This window comes from Paenalcaligenes hominis (genome assembly GCF_041359055.1).
In the GTDB taxonomy this organism is placed as follows: domain Bacteria; phylum Pseudomonadota; class Gammaproteobacteria; order Burkholderiales; family Burkholderiaceae_B; genus Paenalcaligenes; species Paenalcaligenes hominis_A.
Genome location: NZ_JBGJKZ010000004.1, coordinates 17,875 through 36,543, shown reverse-complemented (window position 1 = coordinate 36,543; position 18,669 = coordinate 17,875). Strand labels below are relative to the sequence as shown.

Genomic DNA, 18,669 nt, shown 5'->3' with positions numbered 1-18,669 from the left:
TTGTATCGTTTAAATGGACGCAGAGTATAGTAATGATTTGCGCCAGACCTAGGGTGATTTTACATGCAGTCGTTGTGGATGTTGGTGGCCTGTGCCATGTTTGCTCTGATGGGGGCTTTTGTGAAATTTGCTGCCGACTATGATGCTAACATGCCGCAAATTATACTTTTTCGCGGCTTACCATCCGTATTATTAATTTTCTTTTGGGCTCTCTACCATAAAAGGAGCTTACGCCCCCTTAGCTGGAAAGCGCATCTGTTACGAAATGGTTTTGGTGTTAGCTCAATGTGGTTGGGTTTTACCGCACTTTCTATGTTGCCTTTGTCCACAGCAATTAGCCTGAACTATACTGCTCCTCTATTTATTGGCGTGTGGATGTTGTTTTTCGGTGGTACCCAACGAGACCCTATTCGTATTCTGGCCGTACTACTTGGGTTTTTAGGGGTATTGGCCGTATTGCGTCCTAGTATTAATGCCAATGACTTGCCTTATGCCTTACTTGGATTATTAGCGGGTTCGTGTGCGGCAGTAGCCATGTTGCAAATTCGTCAATTAGGACGTTTAGGCGAGCCCGAGTGGCGCACCGTATTTGTATTTTCATGCTTTGTTTGTTTTACGGGCTTGGTGGCCTTAGGGTATTTGGGTTGGCCGCAGATTCATTGGCAAGCTTATGCCGCTTTAGCAGGGGTGGGCATTAGTGGATTATTTGGTCAGTTGGCTATGACGCGAGCGTTTGGCCTAGGTTCCACCTTGCTAACAGCTGTTTTGCAATACTCCACCATTATCTTTGCCGCGGGTTTAGGCATTGTAATTTGGTCTGATGTGCCCGATACCGTGGCGTGGGGTGGCATGCTATTAATTATTACTTCGGGGTTGATTTCTGCTTGGCGCACCTATACGGAAGATCGCATTATGCAGGGTCAAAGTCCGACTCGTTAAAACAAGGAATTACTATGTCTGAGCTACTTATTAGCGCCGTACAGTTGCAACAGTTATTGCATGAGCCCGATGTGGTTGTATTTGATGTGCGCCATGATTTAATGAATCATCGCTTAGGGCGTCAACAATACATGCAAGCCCATATTCCTGGCGCGTATTTTCTAGATAATGAGGCTGAGCTAGTAGGTGAAGCGAACGGTACCAATGGCAGACATCCATTGCCGAACCTAGATGAGTTTGCGCACTTGTTGTTGCAGTATAAGATTACCCCTCAAACGCGTATTGTTGTCTATGACGCTAGCCAAGGCCACATGGCAGCGCGTACATGGTGGATGTTGCGATGGGCCGGCTGTGAGCGGGTCATGATTTTGGATGGGGGCTGGCAGGCTTGGCTAGAGGCGGGTGGTTTGACAGACTCGCATTTGATCTTGCCAGCGGTATTAGAAAAACACCATGAAGTTAGCCCAACAACCAAACAGCCTACCGTAACGGCAGAGCAAATAATGCAACAGTTGGATCAGGCGCGCTGGACTTTAATTGATGCGCGCGCTGCGGAGCGTTACCGCGGTGAAAAAGAGCCTATTGATCCTGTTGCTGGTCATATACCGGGCGCGTTGAACAGGCCCAGTGCCATGAACCTGCAGCCTAATGGTCTTTTTAAGCCGGCTGAGCAGTTACGGGCAGAGTTTAATGAGTTGCTAGGTTCAACACCTCCTGAGTCTGTAGTTTGTTATTGCGGATCAGGTATTACGGCGTGTCATAATCTGTTTGCTATGGAGCTAGCAGGTTTGCATGGGGCTAAACTCTACCCTGGTTCCTGGAGTGAGTGGGTGGCCGACCCCCATCGACCCCGCGTGCCATGATGGTGTTTTGAGTTTGCGGTCTAATTGCGGGTAAAATAGATCGGTTATACATAAATTAACGGAATAAAAGCATGTCTGAACATGATGTAAGCGACGCGTTGCCTGATGATTTCGAGGGGGCATTGGCAGCCTTGGAGCAACTGGTCGCTCAAATGGAAAGTGGTGACTTGGCCCTAGAGCAATCTTTAGTTGCTTACGAAAAAGGGGTGCAACTTGCTCAGGTTTGCCAACAACGTTTAGATAAAGTAGAGCAGCAAGTTCAAGTGTTGCAAGGTCAATTAATGCGTCCTTTAACAGAGATTCCTACCGGTCAGGATTAACGTATGTCTCAGAAACAACAAAGTCAGCAGTGGTTAGAACAACAGTTAGAGCGAGTTGAAGCTTTTCTAGAGCAGCAGATGCCTAGCGCTACATCGGTACCTGCGACGTTGCACGAAGCCATGCGCTATGCTGTGCTGGGTGGTGGCAAGCGCGTACGCGCCGCGTTGGTGTATGCCGCTGGCGAGGCTGCTCTTCAAGGGGCTGAAATCAGCTCGGCGCAAGCCAAAGCTCTAGATCATGCTGCCGCCGCTGTCGAGTTAATTCATGCTTATTCCTTGGTGCATGACGATTTACCGTGCATGGATGATGATGAGCTTCGTCGAGGTCGCCCCACAGTGCATGTTGCCTACGACGAAGCCACGGCAATGCTAGTCGGAGATGCTCTGCAACCATTGGCTTTTGAGTTTTTGGCGGCTATGCCTATTGCGCCTGCGTTGGTAGTACAGGCTATAGCGGCGTTGGCTAAGGCGGCTGGCAGTCAAGGTATGGTGGGTGGTCAAGCTATCGATTGTGCAAGTGTAGATAAAGCTTTAAGCTTAGACGAGTTGCGTCAAATGCATCGCATGAAAACAGGCGCAATGCTCGAGGTATCGGTGCTGTTAGGTGGAATTGTAGCTGGGGCTAGCTCCTCAGCACGTCAACATCTTACGGATTATGCCCAAACGATTGGTTTGGCTTTTCAAGTGGCTGATGATGTGCTTGACGTTACAGCGGACACAGCCACTTTAGGTAAAACGGCAGGAAAAGACGCTGCCGATAACAAGCCAACTTATGTATCCATAATGGGCTTAGAGGCGTCGCAGCAGCTTTTGCTCGAGTTAAAACAACAGGCGCAAAAAGCTATCTTGCCTTTAGGGGCTGGCGCACAAAGCCTAAATGCTTTAGCTGGTTTTATTGTTGACCGAAATCACTAACTAGCTCCGCAATCGTCCCGATTAGGTCTACAATAGACCCTATTTGATTTACTTTATAGGCGCTATAGCGCCTATTTTTTGCCCAACACGACTTGTATGGCTAATGTATCTTTGCAGCATATTCAATCTCCTCAGGACCTACGCGCTCTTAAACGTGTAGACCTAGATCAGATCACTAACCAGTTGCGTGAATATATACTGCAATCGGTAGCGCGTACTGGTGGACATCTTTCTTCAAACCTAGGCACCGTCGAGCTTACGGTTGCTTTGCATTATGTGTTTAATACGCCACATGATCGTATCGTGTGGGACGTAGGGCATCAGTCCTATCCACACAAGATTTTGACAGGAAGACGTGACCAGATGGCGAGTTTACGCCAATACGGTGGGATTTCTGGTTTTCCAAAACGCTCTGAGTCAGATTATGACGATTTCGGCACAGCGCATTCGTCGACGTCTATTTCTGCCATTTTAGGTATGGCGGTCGCTTCACGTAACCAAGGCATTCCCCGTCAGCATATTGCTGTGATTGGCGATGGTGCTATGACCGCTGGGATGGCCTTTGAGGCCCTTAATAATGCTGGCGTAACGCCAGACATTAATATGTTGGTGATACTCAATGACAATGATATGTCGATTTCACCTCCAGTAGGGGCATTAAATCGTTACTTTGCACGCTTAATGTCAGGGCAGTTTTACGCGAAAGCGAAAAACGTAGGCAAAGCGGTATTACAGCATGTACCGCCTATGTTGGAACTAGCGCGTCGTTTCGAGGGGCATGCCAAAGGTGTGCTTACAGCGGCAACTTTATTCGAAGAACTAGGCTTTAATTACGTGGGTCCTATTGATGGGCATGATTTAGACTCTCTTTTACCCACGTTGGAAAATTTGCGTAATCTAGGCGGGCTGCAGTTTTTGCATGTGGTTACGCGCAAAGGACAAGGGTACAAATTAGCGGAAGCCGATCCTGTGCTTTATCACGGGCCGGGCAAATTTGATCCGGCGGTGGGTATTCAAAAGCCCGCAAAACCAGGGCCAACTACCTTTACTCAAGTGTTTGGTCAGTGGCTCTGTGATCAAGCGGCTGCCGATGAAAAACTAATCGGCATTACCCCTGCCATGCGTGAAGGTAGTGGGATGGTGCAGTTTGAGAAACAGTTCCCCAATCGGTATTTTGATGTGGGAATTGCCGAGCAGCATGCAGTTACTTTTGCTGCAGGGCTAGCCTGTGAGGGTCTGAAGCCCGTGGTCGCGATTTATTCCACGTTTTTGCAGCGTGGTTATGATCAGGTAGTGCATGATGTGGCGCTCCAAGACCTAGATGTTACCTTTGCCTTGGATCGTGCGGGCATAGTGGGGGCCGATGGGGCAACGCATGCCGGTAATTATGACATTGCATTTTTGCGCTGCTTGCCCAAAATGGTGATCAGCACACCATCAGACGAGCATGAAACACGCTTATTGCTCAATACATGTTATCAGTACGCGGGTCCAGCCTCGGTGCGTTATCCGCGTGGCGCTGGCTGTGGTGCAGAGGCAACTGACACATTGGATGTGGTGCCGGTCGGCAAGGGCGTTATACGCCGCCAAGGGCAGAAAATTGCTATCTTGGCGTTTGGTACATTGCTGCAAAATGCGTGGCAAGTTGCAGAGGCTCACGACCTAACGTTGGTCGATATGCGTTTTGTAAAACCGTTGGACGAGACCTTGTTGAGTCAACTGGGCTCTAGTCATCAGGCGTTTGTTACTCTAGAAGACGGGTGCGTTATGGGTGGGGCGGGTAGCGCCGTTCTGGAGTTTCTCAGTGCATCAGTTCAGCCTATACCGACGTTGATGTTGGGGTACCCCGATCGATTTATTGATCACGGCGATCAAAAGCAGCTGCACCAAGAAATTGGCTTAGATAGCATGGGCATACAGCAAAGTATCGAGAGCCGTTTTGCCGAGCTCTTGGCTAAAACGACTAGCTAAAGCCCACATTGAACTCAGGACATCCTAGGGTTTAAGCCTCAATCATTGAATAATAAACCTATTGATTTTTATTTATATATACACGTAATAGCGTAAACCGGAACCATTATGTCTACGATGACTACACCAGTAGAAGCCATGCCTGATGTTCAAAGCAGTGTGGATACACGCCATATTCCTATTCAAAAAGTAGGGGTGCGCGATGTGACCTATCCAATGCTAATTGATACAGGTGCAGAGGCGTTGCCTACGGTGGCCGAGTGGGAGCTAACAGTAGCTCTGCCGGCCGAGGAAAAAGGCACGCATATGTCACGTTTTTTGGCCTTGCTCGAGCAGCATCGTACCCAGCCTATGACTATGCAGGGTTTTTGTCAGATGACAGCTCAGATGCTAGAGCTGTTAAATGCAACAGAGGGCGATGTGACTGCCAGCTTTCCTTATTTTATTAACAAGGTGGCACCTGTGTCTGGGGTGGCGAGCTTGTTGGACTATCAGGTCAGCTGGGCTGCAAATGCGGTGGCAACAGTAGATAATGACGTTGATGTGCAGTTTGAGTTAACGGTATTGGTGCCCGTTACCAGTTTATGCCCATGCTCTAAAGCCATTTCAAAATACGGAGCGCACAATCAACGCTCTCATGTAACGGTATCTGTCGTGGCGCATCCAGATCAGTTAGATATTAATCAGCTGATTCAAACCATTGAAGCGCAGGCCTCATGCGAGCTGTGGGGGCTGCTAAAACGTACAGATGAAAAATACGTTACCGAACAAGCCTATGAGAATCCAAAATTTGTTGAAGATTTGGTGCGTGACGTAGCTGTGGCTATAAAGCAACTCAGTGGCGTGCAGGGTTACCGTATCGAGGCGGAAAACTTTGAGTCCATTCATAACCATTCGGCTTATGCTGTGGTTGAAGGCTAGTTCCCTCCAGCGAAACCATAGTGCATTGCTTTGGTTGGGCGGTGGTTGGGGCAATACTTTCACGGTAAATAAAGTGTGGGTTTTAAGTGCAGTGCTTGCGCTTAAAACCCATTTTGCGTTATAGTTATAGGCTTATTCTTTGCTCGAATTTTACTAATTTTGCTATTAAATGGGTGAAATCGGGCTGTCAGGCTCATTAGAGCGATATCCACAAGGAGTCATACATGCGTCACTACGAAGTGGTGTTTATTGTACACCCCGATCAAAGCGAGCAAGTGCCCGCCATGATCGAGCGCTACGAAGCCATTATTAAAAACGACGGCGGTCAAATCCATCGCCTAGAAGACTGGGGTCGTCGTCAGTTGGCTTACCCTATTCAGAAACTCGTTAAAGCGCATTACGTTTGCTTAAACATCGAAATTGGTCAGTCCACTTTAGACGAGCTAGAGCATTCTTTCCGTTACAACGACGCGATCTTACGTTATTTAATTGCTAAGACCAAAGAAGCTCCTGAAGGCGCATCAGTAATGATGAAGTCCGTCGAGCGCGAAGAAAGCCGTAAAACTGCAGCCACTGCAGACACACGCGCTGACTATGCAGCTGCCGACGAAGAAGAGGACGAGGACGAAGAGTCCGAAGACTAATTGCAGTTAGGTGAATTATTTACGTTTTCAAGGGTGGGTGGTCTCGATCAGCCCCTTACGTTATAGCCCAGCAGGGGTCGCAGTATGTGAACTCGTATTGCAGCATGACTCCACGGTAGAACAGGCATCCGTACCTCGTCAGCTTAGTTTCGAGACTGATGCGATTGCAATGGGCGATACGGCAGTGTTGGTTAGCTCCCTAGAAATAGGTCAGCTTTTAGAGATCCAAGGCTTTATTGCTCCCTTACGTAAATCATCGTCGCGTTTGATTTTGCACATTCAATCATTTCAAACCCCTAACGCGACGCCTAATGTGCTCGTATAACTAGCAAACGGTTCCACGCTGTATTGCGTATACCGTTTTACTGAATTTAAAAGAGGTTAATTATGGCTTTCGCTCGTAAAGGCAAAGAACGCCGTCGTCGTTTTGGTCAACAAAACCCCCTATTCAAACGCCGTAAGTTCTGCCGCTTCACCGTGGCCGGTGTGAAAGAAATCGACTACAAAGACTTAGACACTTTGCGTGATTTCATCCAAGAAAACGGCAAGATCATTCCTGCTCGTTTGACAGGTACCAAGGCAAACTACCAGCGCCAACTCGACACAGCTATCAAGCGTGCTCGTTTCTTGGCTTTGTTGCCTTACACTGACAACCACCAATAATCTGGGGAATAATCATGCAAGTTATTTTGCTCGAAAAGGTCGTAAACCTAGGTGATTTGGGCGATGTGGTGCGTGTACGCAATGGTTACGCACGTAACTTCCTCATCCCGCAAAAAATGGCTCGTCGCGCCACACCTGATGCTATTGCTGAGTTCGAGGCACGTCGTGCTGAACTAGAAAAAGCTCAAGCAGATCGTTTAGCTGCTGCGCAAACATTGGCTTCCAAGCTTAATGATTTACGTGTTGAAGTTACTCAAAAAGCGGGTGTTGACGGTCGTTTGTTTGGTTCCGTCACAACCATGGACGTGGCTAATGCTTTAGCTGCTTTGGGTTTCGAAGGCATTGCTAAATCACAAGTTCGTCAAGCAGATGGCGCTTACAAAGCGGTGGGTGAATACCCAGCAACCATCGTGTTGCATCCAGACGTCTCTGTAGATATTACAGTAGCTGTATTGGGTGATATCGCTTAAGACGTACAGTCTTGATGCATGGTACAGTTTGATCTGTACCAAATAAAAAGCCGGTGCAAGCCGGCTTTTTTTGTTTTATTTTGAGGGCTTATGTTAGAACAGAGTTCAACCGCAGAAGAGCATGAGCTAGGCTATTTACGCGTGCCGCCTCATTCTGTCGAGGCAGAGCAGTCCGTGTTGGGTGGTTTGTTGTTAGACAATGGGGCGTGGGATAGTATTGCCGATATTATTACAGATGATGATTTCTATCGCTTTGACCATCGTCTTATTTGGCAGCATATTACCCGCTTGATCGGTTTGGCGCGACCCGCAGACGTGGTGACAGTTTTTGAGTCCTTGGAAACAGCAGGCAAGGCCGAAGAGTCCGGGGGGTTGGCTTATTTAAATGCGCTGGCACACAATACGCCTTCAGCGGCAAATATCCGCCGTTATGCCGAAATTGTGCGCGAGCGCTCTATGTTGCGCAAGCTGGTAACTGTAGCCGATGAAATTTCTTCGGCAGCATTTGACCCTAAAGGCAAAGAAGCACGACAAATTTTGGACGATGCTGAAGCGCGTGTGTTCCAAATAGCCCAAGAGGGCGCTAAAGGCAATAAAGGTTTTCAGGATATCCAGCCGCTTTTAGCCCAAGTGGTAGAGCGTATTGACGAGCTCTATCACCGCGAAGGCGATTCAGAGATTACGGGTGTGCCCACGGGGTTTGTGGATTTAGACCGTATGACATCCGGCTTGCAGCCTGGCGATTTAATTATCGTAGCGGGGCGTCCTTCTATGGGTAAGACGTCTTTGTCGATGAACATTGGCGAGCACATTGCTATAGAACAAGGGCTGCCAGTTGCTGTGTTCTCTATGGAGATGGGGGCGGTGCAGTTAGCCATGCGTATGGTGGGTTCGGTGGGGCTGCTGGACCAACATCGCATGCGAACTGGAAAGTTAACCGATGAAGATTGGCCGCGCTTAACCCATGCGGTCAAAAAAGTGCAAGAAGCGCAAATATATATTGATGAAAGCCCTGGGCTTACGGCAATGGAGGTTCGGGCGCGGGCACGACGTTTAGCGCGTCAATGTGGGCAGCTAGGTTTAATTATTATTGATTACCTGCAATTAATGTCAGGCAGCTCGGGTTCTGAAAACCGGGCAACAGAAATTTCCGAGATCAGCCGTGCCTTAAAGGGCTTAGCGCGTGAATTAAATTGTCCGTTAATTGCGCTATCGCAGTTAAACCGTAGCCTAGAGCAACGTCCCAACAAGCGTCCAGTTATGTCTGACTTACGCGAGTCAGGGGCTATTGAACAAGATGCGGATTTGATCTTGTTTATTTATCGAGACGAGGTCTATAACCCAGACTCGCCAGATAAGGGGACGGCAGAGCTTATTATTGGTAAGCAGCGTAACGGCCCAATTGGAACGGTACGCGTTGCCTTCCAAGGCTCAAGTACGCGTTTTTTAAATTACAGTCCGGTTTAATACTAATTGAAATTGTGTTTTTACCCCTCTTTCTTTTCGTTTAGAAAGAGGGTTTTTTTTATATGATTGAAATAGGGTGTTTTTAATTGAAGAGCCTAGCGCAATGTTTCTAAATGATTGATGTTGCTTGTAAAAATTGAACCGTGAGATGCGTTAAGGTGAATGATAGTTAATAGAATATATAGGGAAATACTGTGTCTTTTTTTCAAAGGTTTAGTGTTAGAACTAAACTGATCGTCGGGTTTTTATTGATTTCAATTATTGGAGCCTTAATTGGTACGGTAGGATGGTTGTCATTAAACAACGTAAATCGTATGTCAGAGCGTATGTACAGCTACGAGACATTGGGCATACGTGATACGGCAGAAGCGCACGTGCAGCTGGTTGCTATTGGTCGAGAATTACGTAGTTTGTTTTTGGCGTCTTCTCAAAAAGACAGGCAGCAACGAGAGCAAACCATTCAGCAATTATTTCAGCAATTAGAAGGTACGCTAAAGCTAGGAGCGACGCGATTTACCAGTGCAGAAGACCTAAAAATGGTCGAGCGGTTACAAAACGAGGTGGCGGCTTATAAAGAGCGTGTGACCTACGTATTAAACCAGATCCAGGACGAACCTTTTTATCAAGAGTCAGATTTAACGACCTATATTGGTGCAGAGGTCGTCACCACAGGGGATAGGGCTGAGGAATTAATGGAGCGGTTAGTAGGGGACAAGGAATCCGCTGCTAGCACCTATAACACGGAAATTGCCTCAGTGTTTAATCGCTCTCTAGGTTGGCTAATTGGCTTCACCGCGGTAGGGGTGATTTTAGGTTTGGCTCTAGGGCTGCTCTTAGCGCGTCATCTTATGCAGCAATTAGGTGCTGAACCAGTGCGTTTACGTCAAGTAGCCAATGCGATTGCAGAGGGTGACTTAACTGATGACATGGAATCGGAGCGTATTTATCCGCAAAGCGTCATGTATAGTATTGCGCAAATGCAGACTGCGTTACGAGGTATTGTTAGTAATGTGCGTTCAAATACACAGCAAATGGCAGTGGGTCTGGATCAAATCGCTAAAGGGAATTTAGATTTATGTCAGCGTACAGACGAGCAAGCGGCAAACGTGACAGAAACGGCTTCTGCTATTAATCAAATAGCCAGTACTTTGCATTCTAATGCCGCTTCGTCTAACGAGGCAACGCAGCTCACTAGAGTGGTGCGTACCTCAGCGACCAACGGACAGGAAGCTGTTCATGCCACTATTGCCTCAATGGAGGAAATTAAGAAAGCGTCCGAGCAAATTACTAATATACTCGGTGTGATTGATGGCATTGCGTTTCAAACAAATATCTTAGCCCTTAATGCTGCGGTTGAAGCGGCCCGAGCAGGTGCAGAGGGCAGAGGTTTTGCGGTGGTAGCCAGTGAGGTGCGTACTTTGGCACAACGCAGTGCTACGGCGGCCCAAGAAATTAAAGCTCTTATCGAGCAAAGTACAGCTACGGTACAGCTGGGCTGGGAGAACGCCAGCGAGGCGGGTGCTGCCATAGAGAAAATGGTGAATCAGGTTGCACAGGTTACGACCTTAATTGATGAAATCAGTACAGCAACCTTAGAGCAAAGTATGGGGGTTGAGCAGGTCAACCAAGCTATTAATCAGTTAGATAGCGTAACCCAACACAATGCCTCTTTGGTAGAGCAGTCAACCGTAGCCACAACTAATTTAAATGATCAGGCAGAGCATCTAGTGCGGTTGGTGAGCGTGTTTCATTTAAACGCAAAGCTTTAGGCTTCATTAACTGAAGTTTAAATAAAGCACAAAAAACCCCGATGTTAACATCGGGGTTTTTTTGGTTAGGAGGGTAAAGCCGTGGTCATGGCTAAGGCCGCTTCAAAGGCGGCGAGTAAAGACCGTGGGTCGGCTATACCTTGACCCGCAATATCAAACGCGGTGCCGTGATCTACGCTGGTGCGAATAAAGGGTAAACCAATGGTGGTGTTGACGCCCTCTTCGACGCCTAGGTATTTGACAGGAATTAATCCTTGATCGTGGTATTGCGCCACTACAATGTCAAATTCTCCGCGACGAGCACGCATGAAAATGGTATCGCCGGGCCATGGCCCCGAGGCTTGGATGCCTTCGGCTTTAGCGGCAACAATGGCAGGCTCGATAATCTGCTTTTCTTCAACGCCAAAACGGCCGTTTTCCCCAGCATGCGGGTTGAGCCCGGCTACGGCAACGCGTGGCGCAGTGATGCCAGCATGTAGACAGGCTTGGTGAGCTAGACGGATGGTAGTCAGTTCGCGCTCTATGTTTAGCGTAGCGCTAACTTGAGTGATGGGGATATGAATGGTGACAAGCAAAACACGAAGCTCGGGGTTGCTAAGCATCATAGCGAAGTGTGTGGTGCCTGTTTTTTCAGCCAGAATTTCCGTATGGCCTGGCGCATCAATACCGCCCGCTTTCATGGCGTCTTTGTGCAAGGGGGCGGTGACAATAGCACGCAAATTATGCTGGCTTGCATCGTCAATGGCGTGGCAAAGGTATTCATATGCGCCGCGGCCCGCAAGCCCGCTGATTTGCCCATAGGGTAACTCCGGCAATGCTTGCCAACGGTTAATAACACCTATGCCGGTGGCAGGGCATTGTTGCGGTGAGCTAATGCTTACCATAGGTAGACTTAGCTGAAGATCTGCTGCGCAACGCTGAAGTGTTCCAATGTCGCCATACACTACCGCAGGATGGGGCAGGCCCTGATTGAATAGTTTTAAAATAATCTCTGGGCCTATGCCGGCGGCATCACCCATGGTGATGCCAATGGGGAGGTCGGCTGTTTGCATTACAGGGCCTCGTTAGCATAGTCGGCTAAACGGGAGCGTTCGCCACGGTGCAAGGTGATATGTCCGGAATGAGGCCAGCCTTTGAAGCGATCCACCACATAGGTTAAGCCCGAGCTGCCTTCGGTTAAATAAGGGGTATCAATTTGAGCAATATTACCCATACATACTATTTTTGTACCGGGGCCTGCGCGTGTCACTAGGGTTTTCATTTGTTTAGAGGTCAGGTTTTGTGCCTCATCAATAATAAGAAACTTATTTTGGAAGGTACGGCCGCGCATGAAGCTCATGGATTTAACTTTGATATGAGATCGAATAATATCCATGGTGGCATTGCGGTTGGCGTCTTGCTTTAATGCGGAAAGGCGATTGTTTCCTAGGTGCAACACCTCGAGGTTGTCCTCAAGAGCACCCATCCAAGGGGCCATTTTTTCTTCTTCGGTACCAGGTAAGAAGCCGATTTCATCACCGACGGGAACGGTAGCGCGCGTAATAATAATTTCGTTGTAAAACTGTGTTTCAAGTGTTTGAGTTAGGGCACTAGCTAGGGCTAATAACGTTTTTCCAGTGCCCGCTTGACCTAATAAAGAAACAAAATCGCAGTCTGGGTTCATGAGCAGGTTGAGAGCAAAGTTTTGCTCTTGGTTGCGTGCTGTGATACCCCAGACATTGTTTTTGTTATGGCTGTAATCGCGAATCGTAGCCAATACGGCTTTGTTGTTATGAACCTGTTTGACTTGAGCGACTAGGCCAGGGTCTTGGTTGGTGTAGACAAATTCATTCACGTACAGTTCGGAACAAAGCGAACCTTGGATTTTGTAAAACGTAATGCCGTTTTGTTGCCAGGATTCCATATTGTGTCCATGGCTTTGCCAAAAATCATCAGGTAGCTCGCGCGCCCCAGAAAATAACAAGTCTGAATCGTCAATGACATGGTCGTGACGGTAGTCTTCGGTGGGGATGCCTAGCGTGCGCGCTTTAAGGCGCATATTAATATCTTTAGATACCAACGCAATTTGCTTGTCGGGATGTTGATTTTGCAACGCATGCACCACGTGCAAAATGGCGTTGTCAGCAACCCCTTTAGGTATTTCTATTGGTAGTTTGGACTCTAGTGCTGAAATTTGGAAAAAAAGCTGTCCTCGGGCTTCGATATGACCAAGATGGTTTAATGCAATGCCTTGGTGAATATCCTGTTCGTCAACTAAAGCTTCTAGGTGGCGGCTGACTTGGCGGGCGTTGCGGGCGACTTCTGATAGGCCTTTTTTTTGATGATCGAGTTCTTCCAGAACTATCATGGGAATGAACACATCATGCTCTTCGAATTTGAATAAGCAGTTGGCGTCATGCAAAAGCACGTTAGTGTCGAGCACAAACAGTTTTTTGACTGAGGGGTTGGTTTTTTCTTTGACGGGCTTGGCTTGGTTTTTGTTTTTTTTGCTGCTGAGTCGAGGCGGAGTGGTTTTGGGTGTTGTGATGTCTACAGGTTCAGAGACTGGGGTATCTAAAGAGGCAGAAGATGGAGGAGTCGGGCTAGCTGTTACCGGTTTTGCTTTGGGCTGAGTCGGCTTCAGCACCTGTTTGGGCGGAGTCGCTTTAGGTGCATGTTTGATTTCATCTGCGCTTAAAATCTCCCCTAGCTTAGAGGGTAGCGAAGGTAATGGCATAAAGTGCTCCAGAGTTGTGCTGCCTAATAACGGCAGCACAAAGAAATTATAGGGCGCGCGCGGCCTCTAGAACCTGATCCACATGGCCAGGGACACGTAAACCGCGCCATTGTTGAACGAGCTCACCATTGGCATTGACTAAAAATGTACTACGCTCAATGCCTCGTACTTGTTTACCGTACATATTTTTCATTTTCATGACACCAAATAGTTCGCATAACGTTTCATCGGGATCGCTGATGAGAGCAAAAGGGAGCTCTTGTTTGGTGGCAAAGCGCTCGTGGGAGCTCATGGTGTCGCGAGATACACCAATAATCTTAACCCCCGCATCATTGAATTCTTGAACAGAATCTCTGAAGTTTTGCGCTTGGGTGGTGCAGCCGGGGGTATTGTCACGTGGGTAAAAGTACAACACATAGGCTTGACCAATTAATTCGGCAGAATGAATAGGGCCTTCGGTGCTCTCGGCGCTGAAAGGGGGGATGGTTTGGCCTACAGTGATGGGGGTCATAGTATTCCTTTGTGTAATTAAATAACTAAGGCAGCGACAACACGTCGGCCTTCGGACATAAGAATATTATACGTGCGAGCGGCTGCTTGGCTGTCCATGACCTCTACCCCAATGCGGGCCATTAATAAGATATGGGTCAGTTGAGGGGGTAAAAACTGTTGATGTAAGCCTGTGCCGATTAAAAGCACCTCAATTTGCTCGGGATTATGAAAGGCGGGGCCGGAATTATCTAAAAAAGCCATGGCATCGGCTTTCACAGGCTCTAATCCCGTGATCTTTTGTAGAAGCTCTGTAGTAAAATCAGATGGGCTTTGAATACCAAGATCATGAATTTGCCCTTGGGGGGTGAAATAAATTGACTGCGTATGGCGTGTTTTATTGATTTCAATATAATCATCACCATAGGCTGTTACGGTGTTAAGTGCTGGGTTAACTTCTTTTTGAATATGCACAATCCATCTCCACAAAACATACCTTGATCATAACGCAAAGCCTAGCCTTTTTAGAATGTGGATTTTCCACTTTGCCTATGTTCGATTAAACTAATTGATTCGGACTTTTTGTTCATTTTTGCACATCTAAGGAATCCCATGAGTAGCTTTCCTCGCATAGATCGTTTGCCACCCTATGTATTTAATATTACTGGCGAACTTAAAATGGCGGCGCGTCGTCGCGGCGAAGACATTATAGATATGTCGATGGGTAATCCTGATGGTGCCACTCCACAACACATTGTAGACAAATTAGTCGAGGCCTCAAGTCGTCCAGATACCCACGGGTATTCCGTATCGCGCGGTATTCCTCGTCTACGTAAAGCGATTGTTGATTGGTATGATCGTCGTTATCAGGTCAAACTCGACCCAGAAACGGAAGCGATTGTAACGATTGGCTCCAAAGAAGGTCTTGCCCATTTAATGTTGGCCACCTTAGATCGTGGAGATACTGTACTGGTACCTAACCCAAGCTATCCTATTCATATATATGGTGCGGTAATTGCCGGTGCAAATATTCGCTCGGTACCAATGATACCGGGTGTTGATTTTTTTGAAGAAATTGAACGAGCCGTTAAAGAAGCGATTCCTAAACCCAAAATGATGATTTTGGGTTTTCCTAGTAATCCAACAGCGCAATGTGTAGAGCTAGATTTTTTTGAGCGTATTGTTGCGTTGGCTCGTGAGCACAATATTTTAGTTGTGCATGACTTAGCCTATGCGGACATCACCTTCGATGGTTACGTTGCCCCTTCTATTTTACAAGTTGAAGGTGCTCGCGATGTAGCAGTCGAATTTTTTACTATGAGTAAAAGCTATAACATGGCGGGATGGCGCATCGGGTTTATGGTGGGAAATGAAGAGCTAGTGCATGCGCTGGCACGCATTAAAAGCTACCACGATTATGGTACCTTCACGCCCATTCAGGTGGCAGCCATTGCGGCACTCGAGGGCCCTCAAGACTGTGTGGCTGAAATTACCGCCAGCTATAAAAATCGCCGCGATGTATTGGCTAAAGGCCTCCAAGAAATCGGCTGGAATGTCGATATTCCCAAGGCTTCTATGTATATTTGGGCCAAAATCCCAGAGCACTACATTAAAGAGGGTTCGCTAGAGTTCTCTAAACGGTTATTGGCCGAGGCCAAAGTAGCCGTGTCGCCAGGTGTAGGCTTTGGTGAATACGGTGATGACTACGTGCGCTTTGCGCTAATTGAAAACGAGCAGCGTATCCGTCAAGCGGTACGCGGCATTAAAGATATGTTCCGAAAGGATGGGTTGCTTAAATGAAACCAATCAAGGTTGGCCTACTTGGTTTAGGCGTGGTCGGGGGCGGTACATGGAAAGTCCTCAACCAAAACGCAGACGAGATTGCTCGTCGTGCAGGTCGTCGTATTGAAGTTGCTGCGGTAGCGGTACGTGATGTAGCAAAAGCAAAAGAGCTAGTCGGAGACCACATCCACATTACCACCGATGGAATGGAGGTGGTGTTGAATCCTGACATTGATGTAGTGGTAGAGCTAGTCGGTGGTGACACCCTAGCCAAAGACTGGGTCATGAAAGCGATTGAGCAAGGTAAACATGTGGTCACGGCGAATAAAGCATTATTGGCGACGCATGGCAACGAAGTGTTTGCAGCGGCACAAAAACAAAATGTGATGGTAGCGTTCGAGGCAGCTGTGGCGGGTGGTATACCCATTATTAAAGCCATGCGCGAAGGCTTAACCGCTAATCGCATTCAGTGGGTGGCAGGCATCATTAATGGCACCACCAACTTTATCTTGTCAGAAATGCGTAGCCGTGGCTTGTCATTTGCTGACGCATTGGCCGACGCCCAGCGCTTAGGTTATGCCGAGGCAGACCCAACCTTCGATATCGAAGGGGTGGATGCGGCGCATAAGCTGAGCTTGTTGTCCTCACTTGCTTTTGGTGTGCCAGTGCAGTTTGATAAAGCGCACATTGAAGGTATTACTACGCTTGCAGCCGAAGACATTGCTCATGCCGAGCGCCTAGGCTATACGGTGAAACTACTGGGTATTACACGTGCACGTGACCAAGGCATTGAGTTGCGTGTACACCCAACGTTGGTGCCTTCAGAAAGTATGTTGGCTAATGTCCAAGGGGCCATGAATGCGGTGATGGTGCATGGTGACGCAGTAGGTTCTACTGTGTACTACGGTGCGGGCGCTGGCGAACTGCCTACTGCTTCTGCCGTGGTGGCTGATTTGGTAGATGTGGCTCGCTTAGTCGATGCGGATCATGATCATCGTGTGCCGTATTTGGCCTTCCAACAAAACGCGATGGCAGATACACCTATTATGGCTATGGACGATGTACAGTCATCGTACTATTTGCGTTTACGTGTAGATGACCGTCCTGGGGTACTGGCAGATATCGCTCGAATTTTAGCTGATACGTCTATTTCCATTGGTTCTATGTTCCAAGAGCCCGCCGTCAATGACGAGACGGATATTATCTTCTTGACGCACGAAGCTCGCGAGGGCGATATTCTGAATGCCATCTTAAAGATTCAAACCCTCGACTTCGTACGCTCCCCTGTTACACGTTTGCGTGTAGAGACTTTGTGATGAAATACATATCCACGCGTGGCGGCATGACGCCACAACCTTTTAGTGATATTTTGCTCGAAGGCTTGGCCCCAGATGGGGGCTTGGCTATTGCCGAGCACTATCCTCAAATATCGTCTCAGACATTAGAGCAATGGCGTCAGCTCTCCTATGCCGAGCTTGCTTTTGAGATTTTGTCATTGTTTATTGACGATATTCCTGCAGCAGACTTACGTGCGTTAACCCAGGCCGCGTATGACCCTAGTTTGTATGTGGGCACCGAGATGGTGCCCGTCAAGCCGCTACAGGGTGACATGGCGCTGCTAGGGCTATCTCAAGGGCCTACGCTAGCGTTCAAAGACATGGCTATGCAGTTTTTAGGGCAGGTCTTTGAGTACGTTTTAGAAAAGCGCAACGGACGTCTTAATATTTTAGGCGCAACATCAGGCGACACGGGCTCGGCGGCTGAGTATGCGTTGCGCGGTAAAAAACGCGTAAACGTTTTTATGCTGTCTCCTTATGGCCGCATGAGCGCATTTCAGCGTGCGCAAATGTACTCGCTGCAAGACGAAAACATTCACAACCTAGCGGTTAAAGGCGTATTTGACGATTGCCAAGACATCGTTAAACAGCTAGGGGGTGATCTGGCATTTAAACAGTCTATGCACTTAGGCGCAGTGAATTCCATCAATTGGGCTCGTATTGCAGCCCAAGTCGTCTATTATTTTTGGGGTTGGTTGCGTGCTACAACTGATGCTACGCAAAAGGTGTCATATACTGTGCCATCGGGGAACTTCGGCAATATTTTGGCGGGGCACATAGCCCGACAAATGGGTTTGCCTATTGCTCGTTTGGTATTAGCGACTAATGAAAACAACGTGCTGGAAGAGTTCTTCCGCACGGGTATATATAGACCTCGCTCTGCAGAAAAAACCTATGCTACCTCCAGTCCTTCCATGGATATTTCACGTGCGTCTAATTTTGAGCGCTTTGTGTTTGATCTGGTGGGGCGCGATGCGACCAAACTTAATGCATTATGGGATCAGTTAGCTCAACAAGGCTACTTCGATTTAAGTCATATGTTGCCTTTGTTTGAACAGCAATATGGTTTTGTTGCGGGTCAAAGCGCACATAGCGATAGACTCCATACCATTGCGCAAACATACCAAAGCACCGGCGTATTAATCGATCCTCATACGGCGGATGGCGTTAAGGTAGCGGCTGAATACCTTGAGGACGGTATTCCTATGTTGGTCTTGGAAACGGCATTGCCCGCTAAGTTTTCTGAAACCATAGAGCAAGCCATCGGTCAGCCTGCTCCGGTGCCCGAGCATTTAACTCACCTCAACGACTTGCCACAGCGAGTGGTAATTATGGAGGCGGATGCGGCTCAAGTTCGTGCCTATATGGAGCAGCATGCTTAGTTCGTAGTAATAGCGGCATAT

At 47.9% G+C, this 18,669-nt stretch carries 19 protein-coding genes; 15 read left to right on the top strand and 4 right to left on the bottom strand.

Features of this window, described 5'->3' with window-relative positions:
* Window positions 1–63 precede the first annotated feature (63 nt).
* The 12 genes from ACBP46_RS10055 to ACBP46_RS10000 all read left to right on the top strand — a co-directional run bounded on the left by ACBP46_RS10055 (window position 64) and on the right by ACBP46_RS10000 (window position 10,942).
* Window positions 64–939 carry a DMT family transporter gene (locus tag ACBP46_RS10055; RefSeq protein ID WP_371016609.1) on the top strand — a complete coding sequence of 292 codons (876 nt, stop codon included), beginning with the start codon at window positions 64–66 and terminating at the stop codon, window positions 937–939.
* A gap of 14 nt (window positions 940–953) precedes the next feature.
* Complete coding sequence (locus ACBP46_RS10050) at window positions 954–1,802, top strand: sulfurtransferase (protein ID WP_371016608.1); 849 nt, start codon at window positions 954–956, stop codon at window positions 1,800–1,802.
* A gap of 71 nt (window positions 1,803–1,873) precedes the next feature.
* On the top strand, window positions 1,874–2,122 hold the full coding sequence (locus ACBP46_RS10045) for an exodeoxyribonuclease VII small subunit (protein ID WP_371016607.1): 249 nt from the start codon (window positions 1,874–1,876) through the stop codon (window positions 2,120–2,122).
* A gap of 3 nt (window positions 2,123–2,125) precedes the next feature.
* Window positions 2,126–3,037 carry a polyprenyl synthetase family protein gene (locus ACBP46_RS10040; RefSeq protein WP_371016606.1) on the top strand — a complete coding sequence of 304 codons (912 nt, stop codon included), beginning with the start codon at window positions 2,126–2,128 and terminating at the stop codon, window positions 3,035–3,037.
* 96 nt (window positions 3,038–3,133) lie between these two features.
* On the top strand, window positions 3,134–5,008 hold the full coding sequence (dxs, locus tag ACBP46_RS10035; RefSeq protein WP_371016605.1) for a 1-deoxy-D-xylulose-5-phosphate synthase: 1,875 nt from the start codon (window positions 3,134–3,136) through the stop codon (window positions 5,006–5,008).
* Window positions 5,009–5,116: 108 nt separating this feature from the next.
* Window positions 5,117–5,929 carry a GTP cyclohydrolase FolE2 gene (gene folE2 / locus ACBP46_RS10030; protein WP_371016604.1) on the top strand — a complete coding sequence of 271 codons (813 nt, stop codon included), beginning with the start codon at window positions 5,117–5,119 and terminating at the stop codon, window positions 5,927–5,929.
* A 224-nt stretch (window positions 5,930–6,153) separates the two neighbouring features.
* Complete coding sequence (gene rpsF / locus ACBP46_RS10025; protein WP_371016603.1) at window positions 6,154–6,573, top strand: 30S ribosomal protein S6; 420 nt, start codon at window positions 6,154–6,156, stop codon at window positions 6,571–6,573.
* A 10-nt stretch (window positions 6,574–6,583) separates the two neighbouring features.
* Window positions 6,584–6,898, top strand: coding sequence for a primosomal replication protein N (priB, locus tag ACBP46_RS10020; RefSeq protein ID WP_371016602.1), 315 nt, complete (start codon window positions 6,584–6,586; stop codon window positions 6,896–6,898).
* A gap of 62 nt (window positions 6,899–6,960) precedes the next feature.
* Window positions 6,961–7,236 (top strand): 30S ribosomal protein S18, encoded by a 276-nt coding sequence (gene rpsR / locus ACBP46_RS10015; RefSeq protein ID WP_371016601.1) that lies wholly within the window; start codon window positions 6,961–6,963, stop codon window positions 7,234–7,236.
* 14 nt (window positions 7,237–7,250) lie between these two features.
* Complete coding sequence (rplI, locus tag ACBP46_RS10010) at window positions 7,251–7,706, top strand: 50S ribosomal protein L9 (RefSeq protein WP_371016600.1); 456 nt, start codon at window positions 7,251–7,253, stop codon at window positions 7,704–7,706.
* 90 nt (window positions 7,707–7,796) lie between these two features.
* On the top strand, window positions 7,797–9,173 hold the full coding sequence (locus ACBP46_RS10005; RefSeq protein WP_371016599.1) for a replicative DNA helicase: 1,377 nt from the start codon (window positions 7,797–7,799) through the stop codon (window positions 9,171–9,173).
* A gap of 194 nt (window positions 9,174–9,367) precedes the next feature.
* Window positions 9,368–10,942, top strand: a complete 1,575-nt coding sequence (locus tag ACBP46_RS10000) for a methyl-accepting chemotaxis protein (RefSeq protein WP_371016598.1) — start codon at window positions 9,368–9,370, stop codon at window positions 10,940–10,942.
* A 65-nt stretch (window positions 10,943–11,007) separates the two neighbouring features.
* On the opposite strand, the gene pdxA is transcribed toward ACBP46_RS10000, so the two are convergent.
* The 4 genes from pdxA to ACBP46_RS09980 are packed head-to-tail and all read right to left on the bottom strand — an operon-like array spanning window position 11,008 to window position 14,621.
* On the bottom strand, window positions 11,008–11,994 hold the full coding sequence (pdxA, locus tag ACBP46_RS09995) for a 4-hydroxythreonine-4-phosphate dehydrogenase PdxA (RefSeq protein WP_371016597.1): 987 nt from the start codon (window positions 11,992–11,994) through the stop codon (window positions 11,008–11,010).
* The gene (locus ACBP46_RS09990) at window positions 11,994–13,658 is read right to left on the bottom strand and encodes a PhoH family protein (protein ID WP_371016596.1); all 1,665 of its coding nucleotides are present in this window, start codon (window positions 13,656–13,658) and stop codon (window positions 11,994–11,996) included. Before ACBP46_RS09990 ends, pdxA begins: the two co-directional genes overlap by 1 nt.
* A gap of 46 nt (window positions 13,659–13,704) precedes the next feature.
* The gene (locus ACBP46_RS09985; RefSeq protein WP_371016595.1) at window positions 13,705–14,169 is read right to left on the bottom strand and encodes a peroxiredoxin; all 465 of its coding nucleotides are present in this window, start codon (window positions 14,167–14,169) and stop codon (window positions 13,705–13,707) included.
* Between the two features lie 17 nt (window positions 14,170–14,186).
* Window positions 14,187–14,621, bottom strand: coding sequence for an Mth938-like domain-containing protein (locus ACBP46_RS09980; RefSeq protein ID WP_371016594.1), 435 nt, complete (start codon window positions 14,619–14,621; stop codon window positions 14,187–14,189).
* Window positions 14,622–14,759: 138 nt separating this feature from the next.
* On the opposite strand from ACBP46_RS09980, the gene alaC reads away from it, so the two are divergent.
* The 3 genes from alaC to thrC are packed head-to-tail and all read left to right on the top strand — an operon-like array spanning window position 14,760 to window position 18,648.
* On the top strand, window positions 14,760–15,947 hold the full coding sequence (gene alaC, locus ACBP46_RS09975) for an alanine transaminase (RefSeq protein ID WP_371016593.1): 1,188 nt from the start codon (window positions 14,760–14,762) through the stop codon (window positions 15,945–15,947).
* A complete protein-coding gene (locus tag ACBP46_RS09970) occupies window positions 15,944–17,245 on the top strand; it encodes a homoserine dehydrogenase (RefSeq protein WP_371016592.1) in 1,302 nt (433 codons plus the stop codon). The genes alaC and ACBP46_RS09970 overlap by 4 nt, the downstream gene beginning before the upstream one ends.
* The gene (gene thrC / locus ACBP46_RS09965; protein WP_371016591.1) at window positions 17,245–18,648 is read left to right on the top strand and encodes a threonine synthase; all 1,404 of its coding nucleotides are present in this window, start codon (window positions 17,245–17,247) and stop codon (window positions 18,646–18,648) included. The genes ACBP46_RS09970 and thrC overlap by 1 nt, the downstream gene beginning before the upstream one ends.
* Window positions 18,649–18,669 lie beyond the last annotated feature (21 nt).